This is a genomic window from Kushneria phosphatilytica, assembly GCF_008247605.1.
GTDB lineage: Bacteria > Pseudomonadota > Gammaproteobacteria > Pseudomonadales > Halomonadaceae > Kushneria > Kushneria phosphatilytica.
The window spans coordinates 2,078,515-2,096,978 of record NZ_CP043420.1; the positions used below are offsets into that span (position 1 = coordinate 2,078,515).

At 59.1% G+C, this 18,464-nt stretch carries 16 protein-coding genes; 3 read left to right on the plus strand and 13 right to left on the minus strand.

The window, feature by feature from the left end; translation table 11 throughout:
* Positions 1–15 precede the first annotated feature (15 nt).
* From FY550_RS09595 to FY550_RS09630, 8 genes are all read right to left on the minus strand, one after another.
* Positions 16–1,248 carry a winged helix-turn-helix domain-containing protein gene (locus tag FY550_RS09595; protein WP_070977710.1) on the minus strand — a complete coding sequence of 411 codons (1,233 nt, stop codon included), beginning with the start codon at positions 1,246–1,248 and terminating at the stop codon, positions 16–18.
* A gap of 7 nt (positions 1,249–1,255) precedes the next feature.
* Positions 1,256–1,759, minus strand: a complete 504-nt coding sequence (locus FY550_RS09600) for a LabA-like NYN domain-containing protein (protein ID WP_070977711.1) — start codon at positions 1,757–1,759, stop codon at positions 1,256–1,258.
* A 41-nt stretch (positions 1,760–1,800) separates the two neighbouring features.
* Complete coding sequence (locus FY550_RS09605) at positions 1,801–2,412, minus strand: nucleotidyltransferase family protein (RefSeq protein ID WP_070977712.1); 612 nt, start codon at positions 2,410–2,412, stop codon at positions 1,801–1,803.
* The gene (locus FY550_RS09610; protein ID WP_070977713.1) at positions 2,402–3,433 is read right to left on the minus strand and encodes an XdhC family protein; all 1,032 of its coding nucleotides are present in this window, start codon (positions 3,431–3,433) and stop codon (positions 2,402–2,404) included. Before FY550_RS09610 ends, FY550_RS09605 begins: the two co-directional genes overlap by 11 nt.
* 127 nt (positions 3,434–3,560) lie before the next feature.
* Positions 3,561–4,760, minus strand: a complete 1,200-nt coding sequence (locus tag FY550_RS09615) for an MFS transporter (RefSeq protein ID WP_070977714.1) — start codon at positions 4,758–4,760, stop codon at positions 3,561–3,563.
* 58 nt (positions 4,761–4,818) lie between these two features.
* Entirely contained in the window at positions 4,819–8,289 is a 3,471-nt protein-coding gene (recC, locus tag FY550_RS09620) for an exodeoxyribonuclease V subunit gamma (protein WP_070977715.1), read from the minus strand.
* Between the two features lie 139 nt (positions 8,290–8,428).
* Positions 8,429–9,235, minus strand: coding sequence for an SDR family NAD(P)-dependent oxidoreductase (locus FY550_RS09625; RefSeq protein ID WP_070977716.1), 807 nt, complete (start codon positions 9,233–9,235; stop codon positions 8,429–8,431).
* 141 nt (positions 9,236–9,376) lie between these two features.
* Complete coding sequence (locus FY550_RS09630) at positions 9,377–10,705, minus strand: MFS transporter (RefSeq protein ID WP_070977717.1); 1,329 nt, start codon at positions 10,703–10,705, stop codon at positions 9,377–9,379.
* 310 nt (positions 10,706–11,015) lie between these two features.
* Between FY550_RS09630 and FY550_RS09635 the strand changes: the two genes are divergently transcribed.
* The 3 genes from FY550_RS09635 to FY550_RS09645 all read left to right on the plus strand — a co-directional run bounded on the left by FY550_RS09635 (position 11,016) and on the right by FY550_RS09645 (position 13,969).
* A complete protein-coding gene (locus FY550_RS09635) occupies positions 11,016–12,425 on the plus strand; it encodes a YfcC family protein (RefSeq protein ID WP_149054500.1) in 1,410 nt (469 codons plus the stop codon).
* Between the two features lie 46 nt (positions 12,426–12,471).
* Positions 12,472–13,647 carry an acetylornithine deacetylase gene (argE, locus tag FY550_RS09640; protein WP_070977719.1) on the plus strand — a complete coding sequence of 392 codons (1,176 nt, stop codon included), beginning with the start codon at positions 12,472–12,474 and terminating at the stop codon, positions 13,645–13,647.
* A 109-nt stretch (positions 13,648–13,756) separates the two neighbouring features.
* On the plus strand, positions 13,757–13,969 hold the full coding sequence (locus FY550_RS09645; protein WP_070977720.1) for a hypothetical protein: 213 nt from the start codon (positions 13,757–13,759) through the stop codon (positions 13,967–13,969).
* A gap of 99 nt (positions 13,970–14,068) precedes the next feature.
* On the opposite strand, the gene FY550_RS09650 is transcribed toward FY550_RS09645, so the two are convergent.
* The 5 genes from FY550_RS09650 to FY550_RS09670 all read right to left on the minus strand — a co-directional run bounded on the left by FY550_RS09650 (position 14,069) and on the right by FY550_RS09670 (position 18,377).
* On the minus strand, positions 14,069–14,641 hold the full coding sequence (locus tag FY550_RS09650) for a DUF1415 domain-containing protein (protein ID WP_070977721.1): 573 nt from the start codon (positions 14,639–14,641) through the stop codon (positions 14,069–14,071).
* A gap of 89 nt (positions 14,642–14,730) precedes the next feature.
* Positions 14,731–15,162 carry an OsmC family protein gene (locus FY550_RS09655; RefSeq protein WP_070977722.1) on the minus strand — a complete coding sequence of 144 codons (432 nt, stop codon included), beginning with the start codon at positions 15,160–15,162 and terminating at the stop codon, positions 14,731–14,733.
* A gap of 82 nt (positions 15,163–15,244) precedes the next feature.
* Entirely contained in the window at positions 15,245–15,745 is a 501-nt protein-coding gene (gene tpx, locus FY550_RS09660; protein WP_149054501.1) for a thiol peroxidase, read from the minus strand.
* Positions 15,746–15,885: 140 nt separating this feature from the next.
* Positions 15,886–16,476 carry a histidine phosphatase family protein gene (locus tag FY550_RS09665; protein WP_070977723.1) on the minus strand — a complete coding sequence of 197 codons (591 nt, stop codon included), beginning with the start codon at positions 16,474–16,476 and terminating at the stop codon, positions 15,886–15,888.
* A gap of 239 nt (positions 16,477–16,715) precedes the next feature.
* Entirely contained in the window at positions 16,716–18,377 is a 1,662-nt protein-coding gene (locus FY550_RS09670) for a glucan biosynthesis protein (RefSeq protein ID WP_070977724.1), read from the minus strand.
* Between the last annotated feature and the right edge of the window lie 87 nt (positions 18,378–18,464).

The following is an 18,464-nucleotide window of genomic DNA, read 5'->3' on the forward strand; positions in this document are numbered from 1 at the left end:
AGTGCTCGGTCCCACTCAACCGGTACCCGGCTGCACACCGTTGCCTCCCCGAATAGCCATGTCGAGTGGCGATTGCCCCCGCAGCGAAACGCCGTTCAGACCGAGAAAATGTGCCAGTCGCTCCAGCTCCATACCCAATGCTGCACCGATCGCTTCGATATCTACCCCGGGTTCAGGATGCGCAGCGATTACCTCCAGCAGGCTTCTCATACGATCAGCACGTAAATCCAGCCTCGCCACCAGCTGCCCATCATGCAGAAAGGGCAACACATAGTAGCCATGCCGGCGCTGAGCGGCGGGCGTATAAATTTCAATGCGATAGTGGAAGTCGAACAATCGCGAAGCCCGATCACGATCCCACATCATGGGATCGAAGGGGGCCAATAACGCCTGTTGACCAGCCATGGAGGCTGGGCGAGCACGAACATGACGCCAGGCCTCACTCCGCCACCCTTCGACGCTGACCGGTTCCAGCAGGCGCTGCTCTACCAGTTCATCGATGCGCGCCCGCGTTTCACCGGCACCGAGGCGAAAATAGCGCTGAAGATCATGGCGAGTGGCAACACCCATCGCGCCGGCGGCCCTTTCGACCAGAGCACGCTGCGCGTCATCAGTCCGCGGGGGCGTCTGTTCGTACAGCGAGCGTCCCACGACTCGTTCGGGCAGATCATAGACGCGCTCGAAGTTGTTACGCCGATGGGCCACCAGGATACGCCCGGACCAGAAGAGGTATTCCAGTGCTGTCTTGCCCTCGCTCCAGCCCCACCAGCTGCCCTTCGAGCGTCCGCCCCCGGCCAGCTCCGAAGCAGCCAGTGGACCGGCTCGCTCGATCTGCGACAGCATCTGCTCAATGAATTCCGGATGCGCCTGCGAAAAGCGTTTCAGGCGGCCCCAAAGCCCACCGCCGCCCTCTCGGGCACGCGCCATGCGCCAACGATAGAGCGGGTAATCCTCAATGGGAATCAGCGATGCTTCATGCCCCCAGTATTCAAACAATCGGCGACGTGACGGCGGGCCCTGATTGAAACCATCAAGCTGATCGCGATCATAGTTACCCAGGCGAGAAAATAACGGCATGTAGTGCGCCCGGCACAGAACATTGACACTATCAATCTGTACGACCCCCAGGCGACGCACTGTTCGCAGCAGCGCTCTGCCATCAGCTGGTTGCACCGTGCTGCTGCCTCGAAACCCCTGAGCGCCAAGCGCCAGCCGGATAGCCTGCTGCCTTGAGAGGGAGACCGTCATGATGACCTCAATGAGGTTCTCCGGCACCGCCTGCAGGACGCAGCAGTAAATCACCTTCGATGGCAGTAAAGTGATTGGCGGCCTGGATAAGCGCTTCCGCCGTCAGCATCCGCACACCGAACACTTCGACCCGGCAGCCATGACGCTCACGCAGACGCTGTGCCAGCAGAGCAAAGTCTCCGTCGCCGGAAGCCAGAACGATGCGATCCACATCAGGCGCTACTTCCACGGCATCCAGCGCAATGCCGACATCCCAGTCCCCCTTGCTGGAACCATCACGACGCTGAATATAGGGTTTGAGACACACTTCAAAACCAATATCGCGCAGGATGCCCTGGAAACGGCGCTGGCGTTCATCGCCACGATCAATGGCATAGGCTCGCGCCATGGCCACGTCATCTTCCCCTACCATGGCCTGCCAGAGTTTCGGGTAGTTGACGTGGCAGGCAAAGGCCTGACGCGCCGTGTAATAAAGATTCTGGACATCCACCAGCAGGGCGACCCGGCGCATGAGCTCCTCATGAGAGTGAAACAGCAATAATGGTAATCCGGTCAGCTTCCCGGCGTCTGTTCGAGATCAGTTGGATAGTCGACATCCTGATGAATGGCAGCATCATTGACCGGCACATCGACTACCCGGTCACGATAGCGCTCTATCACGCTGCGCCCGCCGGCATCCCCCCCCTGCTCGCCAAGGCGTGGCCAGAAATCGCGACCGAACAGTACCGGATGCCCGAAACGATGACCGCAAACCGGCCGCACGATCGTGTGTGCGCTTGCATGCGCCACCAGTGTCTCGAATGTGCTCCGAGCGATCCACGGCATATCGCCCAGCATGACTGCCAGCGACTGCGCAGTACTGTCAGCAGCATGGGATAACAGCGCTGTCACACCAGTGGCCAGGCTCGCCCCCATGCCTTCATCGGCGCGTTCAGCGTACACCAGTCTCACACGCGGCGGCAGGGCAAGTGTATTGAAGTCCTCATCGCGCCTGATCACCAGCAGAATGTCATCGAACACCGGGGCGAGGGAGTCGAGTGTGGCCACCAGTAATGGCCGCCCATCAGCCAGCTGTGCACGACGCTTGTCACTGCCGAATCGACGGCTGCGTCCGGCCGCCAATACCAGCGCCATGACGCCATGCTGTGCATGTTCAGGCAACATCGCTGACCTGCGATCGGGTCCGATCGACCATGGGTTCGGCGCGGCCGTTATAAATGCGCATGACATCCGCTACGACCGAAAGTGCGATCTCGGCCGGCGCCTTGCTGCCAAGGTCCAGACCAATCGGCATGTGAATACGTGCAATCTCGGCCTCACTCAGCCCACCTGAGCGCGCCAGACGCTCGGCACGACGCTGTGAGGTGCGTTGCGAGCCCATGACTCCGATATAAAAGGCCGGGGTTCGGACCGCCTCGATCATCGCCAGATCATCAATGCGTGGGTCGTGAGTCAGCGCCACAACGGCAGTGGCTTCATGGCAGCCACCGGAGGCAATGAACAGTGAGGGCAACACCGACTGCACCTCAATGCCCTCGGCCTGACCACTGGCGAGAAAATCCTGACGCACATCATCTCGTGCATCGCATACGATTACCTCGTACCCGAGTGCCCGGGCAAACTGGGCACAGTACCCGGCTACTGGCGAAATACCGGCCAGAATCATCCGTAATGCCGGGCCGATACGAATCAGAACGACTGCCTGCTCCCCCGCTTCTTCACGTGCGACTGCCGGACCACCGGCGCTTTCATCCAGCGTTACCCGATAGCGACCACTGTCGGGATCGACACGACGCACAAGACGCTTCTGGCCCAGTAGCGTCGCCTCCAGTACCTCCAGGTGCGTTATCAGCTCATCGCTCGACTCACGTCGTTCAACCAGCACTTCCAGAATACCGCCACAGGGCAGTTGCAACCGCTGGCTTTCCTCCTGGCTTTCGCCGTAACGCACAATCGAAGCGACCTGTTGAAAGGCACCATCCTGCAGGCTCTCTATGAAGGCCTCTTCAACGCAGCCACCGGAGAGCGACCCCACATAATCGCCACTGTATTTTGCCACCAGCATCGAACCGGGGGCACGGGGTGAGGAGCCATAGGTCGACAGTACCGTGCACAGCCAGATGGGCTCCCCCGCCCGCGCCCATGCCAGGGCCTGGGAAACTACCCGAAGATCAAGATGACGCATGCGCTATTCTCCCAAAATTCACCCGACCGATGGCTGTACCCGATGAGCAGAAAGACCGGAAACCAGTGTAGTCATCACGCACGAGAAACGTCATTGGCTCGCAGAAGCGTACCCTGTAAAGAGTGCCTCATGCCCGGCTCGCACGGCCGGCGCTTTGGCGCCGTTTCAACAAGGCCAGTGCCCACAGCGTCAGGATAACCACAAGACCGGCAAACAGAATTGCTGCCAGGCGAATACCCGACATCATGGTGACCAGCCCGATGCCCACGATCGGCAATGAGATGGCAACATAGAATACGATAAACAACGTCGAGGCGACGCCAGCGCGCTGTTCGGCAGGGCTGGCAGCAGTAACGCTTCCCATCCCGGCCCGAAATACAACCCCCTGGCCGGCCCCGGCCACCAGTGCACCGAGCAGAAGCAGAGTCATGGAGGCCAGGGCGATGCTCCCACCCACCAGCGCCGTGCCCACGGCCAGCACCGTACACCCTGTGGCCAGCCTCACTCGATCACGCTGATGTGTCTGTAGCCACTGCCCTGCAATCGAGCCGAGAAACAGCAACAGCACCACGGCACCCACGATAGCACCATTGTGAATCGCAAGGACCTCACCCATAAAGGCTGGCGCACTGGCGGTAAACAGGCCAAGCACATTGAACCCGGCGAATCCGGCAATGGCAGCCGGGATGAAGACGCCACGCACCTCCTCCGGCAGAGCCAGGCGCTGCGGTCGCAGACTGATTCGAGCCGGTTGAGTCACTGTCTCCGGCGCCCGCTGAACGGCGACCATGGCGAGCACGACCAGGCTCAGATGCATCACATAGCACAGGCGCAATGACCAGGGCAGATACTCCCCCGCTACCCCGGCCAACAATGGCCCCATACCGAGACCGCCCATGTTGGCCGCAGTGGCAATCAGTGTAGCGTGACGCTGCCAGCGCTCGGGTACAGCTTCTATCACGGCCACCGTTGCAGTCCCGGTAAAGATGCCAGCCGAAATACCCGACAGCAGCCGGCCGAGCAGCAGCAGACCCAATCCCTGGGCCATCAGAAAACAGAAGCTGCTGAGCAGTGCTACGCCCAGCCCTGCCAGCAGCATCGGTCGTCGCCCCAGGCGATCGGACCAGCGCCCGGTAATGAGCAGTGCCCCCATGACACCCAACGCATAGGTGGCAAAGATCACCGTGATCATCACCTCGGAGAACTCGTAGCGTTGTTGATAGATCGGATAGAGTGGCGTTGGCAGCGTGGTGCCGATCATGGTGACCAGAAAGGCCAGCGTGATGGCCAACCAGCCTCGCGACATCGAGGATGCCCTGTCGGTCATGAATCACTTCCCTGTGGTTGCTGAAGACGGATGACTCGGCCGCTGATGGCAAGAGGTATCAGCGACTACCGGCCAACAGACGTACAGCAGCATGAAAGTCACCATAAAGCGCTTCGAGATGGCTTTCGAAACCGGCCTGCCAAAGCTGCTCGAAGGTCGGCCACAGCTCACCCAATGCAGGTTCACGGGAACGCAACGCTGCACGACCATTGAAGCCATCCTCTTCATAATGGCGACGTACACGCTCCAGTGCTTCATTGCGCTCATCATCGCTGGCACCGCCCGTCATGCCGGCAAGATAGACAAAGGCAAGTTCGGGATGGGCCGCCATCGGCTGACGATAAGCCTGCCACCATAATCCCAGTAATCGGTCCAGGCGCTGTTGTGCCTGTTCAGGCACCGGAGGAGAAAGACGCAATACGCGATCCTCGAACACCAGCCCGATATGGAGCGGTGTGCCCTGGGCAGTGACGGCCTGCTGCATCAGCCAAGCCCGTAACAGCCGTATCGGCTTGCCGTACTGGATCAGGCGACCCGCACGATCACAGCGCAAATGGCCATAGTGCGAGGGCGCCAGCGCCCACCACCATAAGCGACCCTCATTGTCATGATGAAGCTCATCAATGCGCTCCTCGAAGAGTAGTTCATCCTGCTCTTGCGAGCGCCAGCGCACGGTTACCGGCTCGGCCGGTAGCAGATCGTTCATGCCCTCCTGCCAGCTGGCCAGTTGTGCTTTCAATGGCGGCAACAGTGCTTCGATCATGTGAGAACCAAATCCCAGCGCCGGCAGTTGCCCCGTCATGCGAAACGACTCCGCAGCACTCTCGAGAGAAGGCGCCCCCTGACGGACTGCCTCGATCAGTGAACGCTTGAGTTCGAAACGGTCCAGCCCATCCAGCGCAAAGGGTTCGGCATCATCCACCGGTGCTTTCGGCTGCTGAAAATGGACACCCAGCCGGTCTCCCAGGCAGAGCATTACCGGTTGACGAAGCAACCGGGTCAGCGCCTCCAGGCCCAGCGCATCGGCCGGAGGCTCTACCACATCGCTCGAACCTTCAACACCTGGCCGCGAAGTCCCGTCATGAACGCCCTCCCAGGCACTTTCATAAGTGAACAGCATCGAATCCGGTGCGAAATAGCGCTCGGAGAAGGGCTGCAGCGGATGCTCGGTAATCAGCCGTTCGCGCAGTGTCTGATCGTGGTCGACATCCGCAGGATCAACCTGCCAGCCCAGCGCCAGGGTATCGAGCAGTTCGCTGACCAGAATCGAGGGAGGCCGCGGTGTGTTATCGCGCTGATCACGCCCGACCCAGGAGATATTCAGCCGATCGCGAGTCGATAGCAACGCTTCGAGAAACAGATAGCGGTCATCATCACGACGGGAGCGGTCGCCACTCCGGTGGCGCTGCACCATCAGATCGAAGTCCTGGGGCAGACGCACGCGTGGATAGTCACCATCGTTCATGCCCAGAAGCCAGGTCTGACGAAACGGAATGGCACGCATCGGCATCAGTGTCGCAAAATTGACCCGACCCGCCAGAAAGCGTTGCGACAGCCCCCCCTCGTCAAGCTCGGCCGTCAGCGCATCACGCACTACCGACAAGGGCAGCGCCGAGGTGAAATGTGCATGCCTACAGGCCTCGAGCCAGCTGTCGATAGCCTGCTCGAGGCGCTCGCGAATATCGAACTCCTGCTGCTGCTCGGGAGCGATCAGATCATCCAGCAGTGCGTTGAGTCGGGTGCCCCAGGTCACAGGGTCGGCAGGTGAACTCATTTCCTGCCGCCGCCTCTCCAGAGTGCGTACCAGCGAGGCCAGCCGGCCGGCCAGATCAGCCTCCAAGCCGCCGATCTCATCATAGGCGGCAATACCCTCGAAACAGGCATCCCCCATGGCATAACCGAGCAACATACGCTCCAGTCCGAACTGCCAGGTATTGTCATGCAACGCAGGCAACCCGAGTGCAGCGCGATGATCACCATCCAGTCCCCAGCGCACCCCACTACCCTGCAACCAGCGTTGCAGCGTTTCCAGCTCACGTGCCCGGATACCGAACCGGCGGCGAAAGGCTGGCACATCCAGCCAGTCGAGCAATTCGGTAACACCCAGTCGACGCTCCGGCAGTTCCAGCAGTCCCAGCAGGCACTGCATCAGCGGGTCGGATTCGGAAGCCAACCGATCGGCTACGGTAAACGGAATATATCGTGGATCCGCTCTCGAAACCTGGCCGAACACCGCTTCGATGAAGGGCGCATAACGATCGATGTCCGGTACCATCACGACGATATCGCGTGGCTTGAGTGTAGGATCACGCTCGAAGGCATCGAGTAGCTGATCGTGCAGGATCTCGACTTCGCGCATTGGCGAGTGGGTCGAGGTCAACCTCAGAGAATCGTCATCGGGTCCCAGGGTACGCCGCCCCGACTGTTCCGCACGCTCGGCAGGATGCGCAAGATCGAGAATGTCCTGCTGAATCTGGTGCAGCAGCGAAGCCTCCTCGGGCTGTTCGATCCAGTCACGAAAGACATCGTGCTCCAGATCAAAGGCGTTGTCGGCCTCGAATTCGTAAAGCGCTTCGATGAAATCACGCCCGTGAGCCCCCCAGCTGGCCAGCAGCGGATTGGCACGCAAATGAAGGGTCTGCTCATCCAGTCCTGTCAATCGCGGATGCTCGGCATGGCGCTGACGGTGCGTGTCGGCCCGCATTTGCGCGCGCAACACCTCACGATCGGCAACAATATCACCCCAGTAATAGCGACACGGATTGGCGATCATCAGTACCACGTCCATGACGCCTGAAAGCGCATGCAATGCTTCCAGCAGTTGATGGGGCAACGCCGAGATACCGAATACGACCAGTCGTGGCGGCAACATTGCCGGGCGGCAGGTCAGTTCCCGGCTGGCGTGTAGAAAACGATCATGCAGTGCAGCACGATGGCAGTGACGTTCTTCCGGCGATGCGTCCTCGAGCAGTGCTCGCCAAAGCCGGGGTTGCCAGGCCTCCTCTGTCGGCAGGTCGGTAGGCGCTCGCTCTCCTCGCTCCCAGGCGGTGATCCAGTCAGGACGATACACCAGATACTGGTCGAACAGATCCGCGAGGCGCCCGGCAAGCTGATAGCATTTGCGATCACCACAGGGCACGTCTCTCTCTTCTGCCCGAGTCCCCTCGGTAGGCAGCTCATCGGCCAGATAGTGCGCCAGCGGTGTAAACTCGGGCTCATCGAGCAGCGTCGGTAACAATCTCATCAGCCGCCAGGTCATTGGCTGCTTGTCGAAGGGAGATTGCTCGGGAATTTCGCTGCCCAGAACGGCACGATAGGCCCGCCACACGAAACTCGAGGGCAGTGGAAAATCGTTGGCTGCCGCCACCCCCAACCGTTCGGCGAGCGACAACTGCAGCCATTGGGCCATGCCATTGGACTGCACCAGAAACGTTTCGTTATCCAAAGCGGCCAGCGGCTGCCGGGTCGAGAGTGATAGCGCCAGATCGCGCAGATCCTCGAGGTGGTTGGCATGCAAAACAGTAAACAAGCGTTTCTCCGGCGCGCTTCAGAGGCAGAGGGCGGCGCCAATCGAGGCGAGCGGCATGCTCGCCTCGATCACCGGCCCATGGCAGGAAAAGCGATTGTCCGGTGCAGGCCGGAACACTGCAAGTACCGGCTCCCCGTATTCAGGAAATCTCGTCGTGCCCCGGTCGTTCATCATAACGCAGGGTATTGTGCATGTAGCCGCCATCGATATAGAGCGTGGTGCCAGTGATATAACGGGCCTGATCGGAGCAGGCAAATACCACAGTACCGGCCACATCCGCGGTATCACCGACATGACCCAGCGGAATCCAGCTGTTCATGCGTTCACGCCCAAGTGATTCGATATCCTCGTGATTGATATCAGTCTCGATCGCCCCCGGTGAGATGCCCACCACTCGAACGCCATACTCGGCCCATTCCAGAGCAGCGCTGCGAGTCAGCATCTTCAATCCGGACTTGGCAACGCCATAATGCGTCACGCCCTTGCGCACAACTTCATCATGAATGGACTGAATATTGATGATGGTGCCGCCGTGGTGGCCGCCGGCACGCATTCGATGCAAGGCGCGCTGACTGCACATGAAGGGCGCATCGAGATTGACACGTATCACGTCCCGCCACACCTCCAGCGGCATATCCTCCAGCGCATGCGCATTCTCGAATCCGGCGTTGTTGACCAGGATCTCGAGATGATCGAAATGGGCATCAAACTGGGAGAAGACCGAATCAATGGCCTGTTCGTCACTCAGATCTCCGACGAGTACCCGGGTCCTGATGTTATAGCGCTCGGCCAGGGACTCGGCAAAAGTATTGACCTCATCGCGTGCCTTCCGTGAATGCAGCGCCACATCCGCACCTGCTTCGGCCAGGCGCTCGGCGATTGCTGCGCCAATGCCTCGATTGGCACCGGTCACCAGCGCCACCCTGCCCTTTAGTGAAATTTCCATACGACCTCCCTGGATCGGTCATCCCTGTATGCCCACAGAGCCTGGCTGTTTAATGGCTCGACAGCCAGCGCCCGGCGCCCATGATGAGCAACGCCCCGCTGAACGGGGCGTTGAAGGCAGCGCTGAGCGGGCTATCAGCGATCAGGAAGCAGCCGCTGTCACTCGACGATAGCGATAATGTACGCGCATCAGGCCAAGACCGATCAGCGCACCTACCGTACAGACAAATGCCACATAGATGGCCGGGGACATTGGCATGGATTTGATCGAGAGGGTCACGACCATCGGAGTCAGTCCGCCGAAGATGGCGTAGGCCACGTTGTAGGAGAACGACAGCCCGGTGAAACGAATCGCTGCCGGGAAGGCCTTGACGGCAATGGCGGGCACCAGCCCGGTCAGACCGACAAAAAAACCGACTACGGCATAGAGCGGGAAAATTGCGACCGTACTGACATACATGTGGCTGAAGAAGTACCAGAAGCTGACCCCCAATCCTACGCTCCAGATCAGCAGCATCAGCCCGTCGCCGAACCGATCGGCCAGTCGACCGGCAACCAGGCAGCCGATCATGACACAGATGATTGCCACGATGTTGGCTTCCAGCGTCAGGCCTCGATCGACGCCGGCAAAGTTCTGCAACAGGGTGGGTGTCATCAGAATGGTGACGACCACGGCAGCCGTCAAAAGCCAGGTAACCCCCATGGCCAGCATGACGCCACGCAGATGATCACGAAGAATCAGCTTCACGGGCAATTCGGTAGAAAGCGATTGACGCTGCTGCATTTCGGTAAAGACCGGCGTCTCGTGCAGCCAGCGACGTAGATAGAGGGTCACGAAACCGAGCACACCACCGAGCAGGAATGGCAGCCGCCAGGCCCAGGCCGAAATCGTGGCATCGGTGAACAACGCATTGACCGCCGTGGCCACCAGTGAGCCGAGCAGAATGCCACCCACCAGACCGGCAGATAGCGTGCTGGTGGCAAAGGCCGTATGACGCGCCGGCACATGCTCGGTCACGAATACCCAGGCACCCGGCGCTTCTCCGCCAATGGCAGCACCCTGCAGTACACGCATTAACAGCAGTAGAATGGGGGCCGCCACACCGATGGTCTCATAAGTGGGCAGTGAGCCCATGACCAGGGTCGGCACAGCCATCAAAAAGATACTCAGCATGAACATCTTCTTGCGCCCGAGCAGATCACCGAAATGCGCCATGATGATGCCACCCAGCGGTCGGGCCAGATAGCCGGCGGCAAAAATACCAAAGGTCTGAACCAGCCGTAGCCAGTCAGGCATTTCGGAAGGAAAGAACAGCTGCCCCACGACCGTGGCAAAATAAACGAAGATGACAAAGTCGTAGAACTCCAGTGCCCCCCCCAGAGCGGAGAGGCCCAGAATACGGATATCACGGCCGTTCAGGGGACGCGAAGCTCCCTGAGTCCCGTGATCGGCGCCCTTGAAAGTTTCCATTTGGCTATCGATCGCTGTGATAACGCCCTGTCAGAGACAGAAAGCGCAATGATTCGTTCGTTATGAGAGGAAATCGCAGGTCGCGGATCACGCGATCGGCCGGATGACAGGGCATGGATCACACGCGTGGAGAGGCATCCGGGCGATGCTGTCATCCTGACAGAAAATCGACGGGTGGGGAACTCGTCGATCTCATCATGCCATCGGGCGCAGACAGGACATCGGCAAAGCTGCTACAACAGGTAGGGAAAACAACAACAGCATGATGTTGCTGTCATGTGCAGAACCCCACAACAAAGAGTCTGCTGCCATGTCCGAAACCTCAGCACAACGCTGGTATGAACGAGTCCCCCACCCGGCGGTACTGATCGTCTCGATCCTGATAATGACCTGGGGTCTGACCTGGCTGATCCCTTCCGGTGAATATGAACGTCACGAAGTCGCCGGGCGCGAGGCCGTTATTCCCGGCACCTTCAATCTGACCGATACACCACCCCCTTCACCGCTGGCCATTTTTCATGCCGTCCCACTGGGCATGGTGGAAGCAGCCAGTATCATCTTTGCCGTTTTTATCGGCGGTGGTCTTTTCAGAGTGCTGGAAGCCACCGGCGCGCTGGAAAACCTGATCGGCAGCCTGGTGAATCGGTTGGGCCATGACCGGCCTGCCATACTGGTGTGGCTGATGACCTTCGTTTTCGGTGCCCTGGGTGTGGCGGTGGGATATGAAAACAATATTGCGCTGGTACCGATCGCCGTACTGCTCGGCACTGCCCTGGGAGGTGACCGACTGGCAGGTGCCGGTATCGCCATCTGTGGCGTGGGTATCGGCTTTGCCACCTCGCCGATCAATGTCTATACGGTGGGCGTTGCCGATCAGATCGCCCAGTTGCCGCTGTTCTCCGGTGCCTTGTTGCGAAGCGTGCTCTGTCTTGGCGCATTGGCCATCGCAGCACATCACGTCAATCGCTATCTCGGCCGTGTACGCAATCGTCCCGAACGCAGCCTGATGGCTTCGAAAGACACAACGGCGGAAGAAGACGATACACCACCGGCCATCCATACCCACCGTCTCGGGGTGCGCGACTGGTGTGTGCTGGGCGTTTTTGCACTGGGCCTCGCCATCATGCTTTACGGTGTCTTTGCTCTGGGCTGGTATATCAACGAGATTGCTGCCACCTTTTTTGCCATCGCTGTCGTGGCCGGACTGGTCGGTGGCATGCGCCCCGAGACGCTTAATGCCCGCTTTTTCGAAGGGGCAGCCTCTGTAACTACCGGAGCACTACTGGTCGGGTTGGCCCGAGGCATTGAGGTACTGCTCAATGAGGGGCATATCGCAGATACCATCGTGCACGGTCTTTCGGCACCGCTCTCCGCCCTTCCCGTGCTGGGCTCGGCGCTGGCCATGACGGTCGTGCACGCCATCATCAATTTTTTCATCCCCTCCGGCAGTGGCCAGGCCATGGTCACCATGCCAATCATGATTCCGCTTTCGGACCTGCTGGGCATGACCCGGCAAACGGCCATTCTGGCCTTTCAGGTCGGTGATGGCCTGACCAATATGATTGTACCGACCTCGGGCGGCACCCTGGCCATGCTGGCTATTGCCGGTGTGCCCTTTGATCGCTGGGTGCGCTTCTTCTTCCCGCTGCTGCTGAAGCTGTTCCTGTTGAGCTGGCTGGTACTGACCATCGCCGTCTTTATCCAATGGGGGCCGGCGTGACCGGGTTCACACCCACAACTCCTTTCCGACACAAGCGAGGTGCTGCATGAAGGCAACAGAGGTCCCTCTCGACGCCCAGGCTATTCTGGGCAAACTGGTCGCTTTCAATACCGTTTCCAGTGTTTCCAATCTGGAGCTGATCGAGTGGGTCGAACAATTTCTGCATCGCCATGACATCCCGACAGAGCGGGTGCCCAATGAAGATGGCAGCAAGGCCAGTCTGTTGGCGCGGATCGGCCCTGATGTGGCCGGGGGTGTGGTGCTCTCCGGTCATACCGATGTTGTCCCGGTCGAAGGACAACCCTGGCAGACCGAACCCTTCACGCTCAGCGAACGTGATGGCCGTCTTTACGGTCGCGGCAGTTGTGACATGAAAGGTTTTCTGGCCTGTGCACTGGCTACAGTGCCTCATTGGCAACAACTCGACCTGCAGAGACCGATCTGGCTGGCGCTCTCCTACGATGAAGAGATCGGCTGTCTGGGCGCACCAGACATGATCGAGCAACTGATGGCCCATCATCCCCGACCCGACAGCGTGATCATTGGCGAGCCGACACTGATGGCGCCGGTCACCCAACAAAAGGGTATTACCAGTCTGCGGACCACGGTCCATGGCGTTGAGGCTCACTCCAGCCAGATCCCCCAGGGTATCTCTGCCATTCACGCCGCCGCCAGACTCATCGAGCGCATCGAAAACATCATGGGTGAGCTGGAAGCCGAAAAGCGGCTTAATAACGCCTTCAATGTGCCCTACTCAAGCCTTCATGTCGGCCGGGTACAGGGCGGCACCGCCATCAACATCATGGCGCGCCAGTGCCGCTTCGACTGGGAGATCCGGCATCTGCCGGAAGATGGCTTCGATGAAGTGTTCGAGCGTTTCACAGCCGCCAGTAACGCACTTGAGCAGGAACTGACTGCGCGCAATCCTCATTTCGCCCTCGAGACCGAGCGACTCACCCCCACGGTACCGGCGCTGGCCGACCGCAATAATGAGCGGGTGCTGGCGCTGTGCGACACGCTACTGGGCGCTCGGGAGCGCGAGGCAGTGGCTTTTGCGACCGAAGGCGGCCAGTTTCAGAACGCCGGGCTTCAGGTAGTGATCTGTGGCCCCGGCAGCATTGCCCAGGCCCACCAGCCCGACGAATATATCGAATCCGATCAGCTCAAACAGTGCGCCATTTTCATGCACCGACTGGGAGAACAGCTGACGGAGCTCAACTGATCCACTCGGCACAGCGGAATCCGGGAATATCTTCCAGGCTGTGACAAAGTGTAAAACCGTCCGGCATAACGTTACCGGACGGTGGCCTTGGAACTACAGGGAGGTAATCATGAATCCATTCCGGCGTCGCTCGCGTCAGCCCCGGACTGTGGTCGAAGCGGACTTGACCCATTCCAGTGACGATATGGAAGACATTCCCAATCTGATCACCCTGAGCGACCTCAAGCGTCGTCAGCAGCGTATCGAATGGCGAATGCGTCAGGAGCATTTCAAGCGTTACGGTGTAGCCCCCGGGCCAACGATCATTCGTCATGTGAACTGAGTTATTCAGTCTGCGTAAAAATCGCTGCGAGGGCGCTATTTGTTCGCCGCATACGCCCTCCCGAAGCTGATTTCGACGCGATGCGGAAGAATGCTGACATTACTCGGGCAGGTCCCGATGGGGTTCAGGGCATGCGGCCATCACTTCGCGCCACCAGTCATGGCCGCGCTGTCTCAGCAGCTCGACATTGCGTTCGGGAATCCGCTCTGGATGGGCAAAACGTTCAAGCGCCGATTCGATGGCGGCTTCACGCAGCAGATGTAATACCGGAAATGGCGAACAGTTGGTCAGATTGGCCGGATCATCGGCCGGCGCATCCCCGAACCGATAATCGGGGTGAAAACTGGCCAGCTGGTAAATGCCTTCGTATCCCTCAAGCTGTAGTAATTGCTCGGCCAGCGAGAGGACATCGAGATAATCCTCGAAGCTCTCCAGTCCCGGCGTCACAATCAGCAGTGTGGTCGCTGTCCGTGAATCGGCATCAAGATGACGGCACTCCTCAAGCAACTGTTCCAGCAGAGCTTCGGTATCATGTCCGCTGACACAGCGATAACGTACCCGATCGGCATCGAATTCACGGCGCGCGAAGGGACAGATGTCATGACCAATCACGAAATGGCGTAACCAGCATCGTGTGGCTGCCACGGGATCAGCCTGTATTTTCTGCTTCATGACGCTCCGGTAGAGAAATACTTCCTGATGACTGAAAACCCCTCTGACCAGGCAGAGGGGTGATTCAGCATCATGCTACTACCAAAAGCTCAGCTTTCCAGTCGAGCGTCCAGCGTGATCTCGGCGTTGAGCAGTTTGGAGATCGGGCAGCCTGCCTTGGCATCATTGGCAGCCTTTTCGAAATCGCCCTGATTGGCGCCGGGGATCCGGGCAACCGTCTCCAGATGCACCGCGGTCACGGTAAATCCGCTGTCATCCTGTTCAAGCGTCACGGTCGCTTCGGTTTTGATGCTCTCGGGCTCCATTCCCCCTTCGCCCAGCATCATCGACAACGCCATGGAGTAACAGCTGGCATGGGCGGCACCGATAAGTTCTTCCGGATTGGTACCTGCCTGTCCTTCGAAACGGGTCTTGAACCCATAGGGATTCTGATTGAGCGCACCACTTTCGGTTGAAACGGTGCCCTTGCCCTGTTTCAGGCTACCCTGCCATTCAGCGGAGCCTTTCTTTTCGATCGCCATGCTTCCTCCTTGTTCGGGTACACGTGGCGGTGCCTGCGGCACGCAACACGTTCAGCATAGATGATTCATGCCAACTTGCCGATCAGAGTGCCTCCAGGGCAGCATCATAGTCCGGCTCATCGCGGATCTGGTCCACCAGCTGGGAATGAAGCACCCGATCGTTTTCATCGAGCACGATCACGGCTCGCGCGCACAATCCGCGAATCGGACCGCTGGTCACCCCAACACCGTAACTGTTGGTGAATTCATCATGATGACGGAAAGTGGAGAGCATTTTGACACTTTCGAGCCCTTCCGCCCCGCAGAAGCGAGCTGCCGCAAAAGGCAGGTCGGCAGAGATAACCAGTACCACGGTATTGTCGAGAGCTGCCGCGCGCTCATTGAATTTGCGCGTCGACATGGCACAGGTCCCGGTATCCACACTGGGAACGATGGAAAGCACCTTGCGCTGACCGGAGAAGTCACTGAGCTGTACATCCTCCAGGTCCTGACCGGTCAGGGTGAAGGGGCTGGCCGTATCGCCCGGCTGAGGGAAGGTGCCCTTCACATCTACCTGGGTGTCACCGAATTTCACCTGAGTCATCGTATGGCCTCCCTTGCCATGATGGATGCCGGCACAAGTATCCGGACATCACTGGATTCACCATCACAATATCGAGGCCATGTCAGCGAAATTCAATCGACCACCGCTACCGACAGAGTCTGGAAGCGACCGCGTATGGCTCAGATCGCTGCTACAGGACAGGGCAGCTCACCCAGAACATCAGCCGTCAATGGCTCAAGACGCCAATGGGGGTGTCCTGCATTCGGTGGTCGACAGAGAATCGGCTCGACATTGCCGACCCTCGGGCCGAGCGGGCTCCCCTGGGTCAGCGCCCGAATAACGCGAAAAACCCCGGAATGAGCCACGATCAGTGGGCATTCGAAATCATTCAGCACCCGTACAAGCGCTTGGCCGACACGCCCACTGAACGCTTCCCATGACTCGCCCGTCGCGGGATGTTCAAAATAAGGCATCGGTTCACGTATGGGCTGGTTCTCCCAGCAGCCCCAGTGACGCTCACGCAAATCGTCATGACAGCAAAAAGTACCTGTCGAGACAGCCAGACGGGCTGTCTTGCGAGCGCGGAACATCGGGCTGACAGCCACGCACGACCAGGCAACACGCTCCAGCAGCGGACGCGCAGCACGCGCCTGAGCTTCACCTCGAGGTGTCAGGGGTACATCGAGGCAGCCGGCAATCAGCCGTACGCGATTGTGAAAGGTTTCACCGTGACGAAGAAAAACAAAGGGTTTCGGAGGCAGACCGTCCATTGGGATGTCCGGAAATTCGAGCTTGAATTACAGTTTAACGCCCCGGAGGACGCAGCGTCATATGCTCTATCGGCCATCGCTGCAATGACTGAACGACCACTTCTGGGCTGATGTTCCTGCAGGAAGTATCGAGAGAGGATGTGATACCCCTGCCGCCATGTCGGAGAATAGCGTCATTATACCTGCATGCACTGCGTGCCCGGTGCAGGCACCGGGCACGTCTTCTTGCCGCCTTACGGCTAGCGGTCGTGACGCTCCCAGTTGCGATCCTCGGGTTGCGGTGGCACCCACTGATACAACCAGGTTTCCGTCAGCGTCTGCTCGCCCTGCTTGAGATAAAGGCGCATGGTGACCGGTTCGGTCGAATCGCTGGCAGGATACCAGTCAAACTGAACGCGCCACTGGTCAAGGGGCCCAAGCTTGCCAATCGAGACCACTTCAGTGCGTCCTTCGGATACGCTGATTTCGGCCTGGATCTGGGTATCGGGTGCCATGGAAGCCAACGGCTCCCCACGGAAATCAACGGCAAAGCGTTTCGCCCAGGTTTCGGGCGGGTGCTCACCGGGAATCCAGCCGGGTCTTGAACCTCCAATCCCGCTGAACGTCTTGTCGACCTGACTCAGCGAAGGTTTGAATGGAGGCCGTGGGCTCCAGTAAAGCCTGTAGGCATAATGCAGATCATCGCCCGCCTTGACCGGCTTTTCTGGCTGCCAGAAAGCCACGATGTTATCCACCGTCTCTCCCATGGTGGGCAACTCGACCAGCACGATGCTGCCTTCTCCCCAATCGCTGGTAGGCTCACACCAGAGGCTCGGCCGATTGCTGTACCAGTTGACAGTATCGCGGTAGTGCTCGAACTCGTGATCATCCTGGACCAGTCCGAAGCCCTGGGGGCTCCCGGCCTTGAACGCGTTGTATTGCAGGTGTTTGGGATTGTAGAGCGGACGGGAGATCCATTCGCCATCATCCAGCCACATCGACAACCGATCGGAATCATGGACCTGCTCGACCACGGTATCGCGTGATGACTGCTGGCTGGAGCCGGTGAGAAACATGCTGGTCATGGGTGAGATGCCCAGCCGCTTGATCGGTTTGCGCGGATAGACGTGTGTATCCACTGCCATGACGACTCGATCGGACTGGCAGTCAATGTCAAAACGATAGGCACCGGTGGTACTGGGCGAATCAAGTAGCGCATAGACGGTCAGCTGCGCCCGATTGGGATCGGGATGTTCAAACCAGAAGTGAGTGAAGGCAGGAAATTCCTCACTGCCCTTGTCAGGTGGCATCGCCGTATCGATCGCCAGTCCTCGGGCCGAAAGGCCAAACTGATCATTCTTGTCAATCGCCCGGAAATAACTGGCCCCGAGGAAAGCCACCACATTGGCCAGTGCAGAAAAATTCGGGCTGCGTGACACTCTGAAACCGGCAAATCCCAGATCCTGCCCCTTGAGCTGGCTGGTATCCACTCCGCTACCCTGATAGTTGAACAGATCGGGTTTGAAATGGATCTCGCGTGCCTGCCCATCATTGACGCTATACATGCGTACGGGCTGATTGAAATGCATGCCAACATGGAAGAACTGCACCTGAACATCAGCGTCGGCATCATCCGACCAGAGGGCATGATTCTGGTCATAGCTGATGTTGGAGTAATGATGCGGATCAAGACTGGCCAGTGTCTCGGGCAGCTTTTCGGTACGATCCTGATAAGCTGACCTTGCCATCTCACGAGCATGACGTTTCAGCCAGTCATGGCTGAATGACTGCGCCTGGTCGTCAAGGGCAATGTCCACGCCCTCGCCCGGCGCTTTTGATCCGGCACGTGCCGAGAAAGCAGCCGGCGTCATTCCCAGTGCCGACAGGGCCAGCGACGCCTTCAGCAGTGTTCTTCGATCCATGAGCAAGCCAATCCTTCTGATTGCAGACCATCACCCGGGCGGACATGGCCACGGGTCGTTGGTGAAGTCATCGATCGTATCGGACAG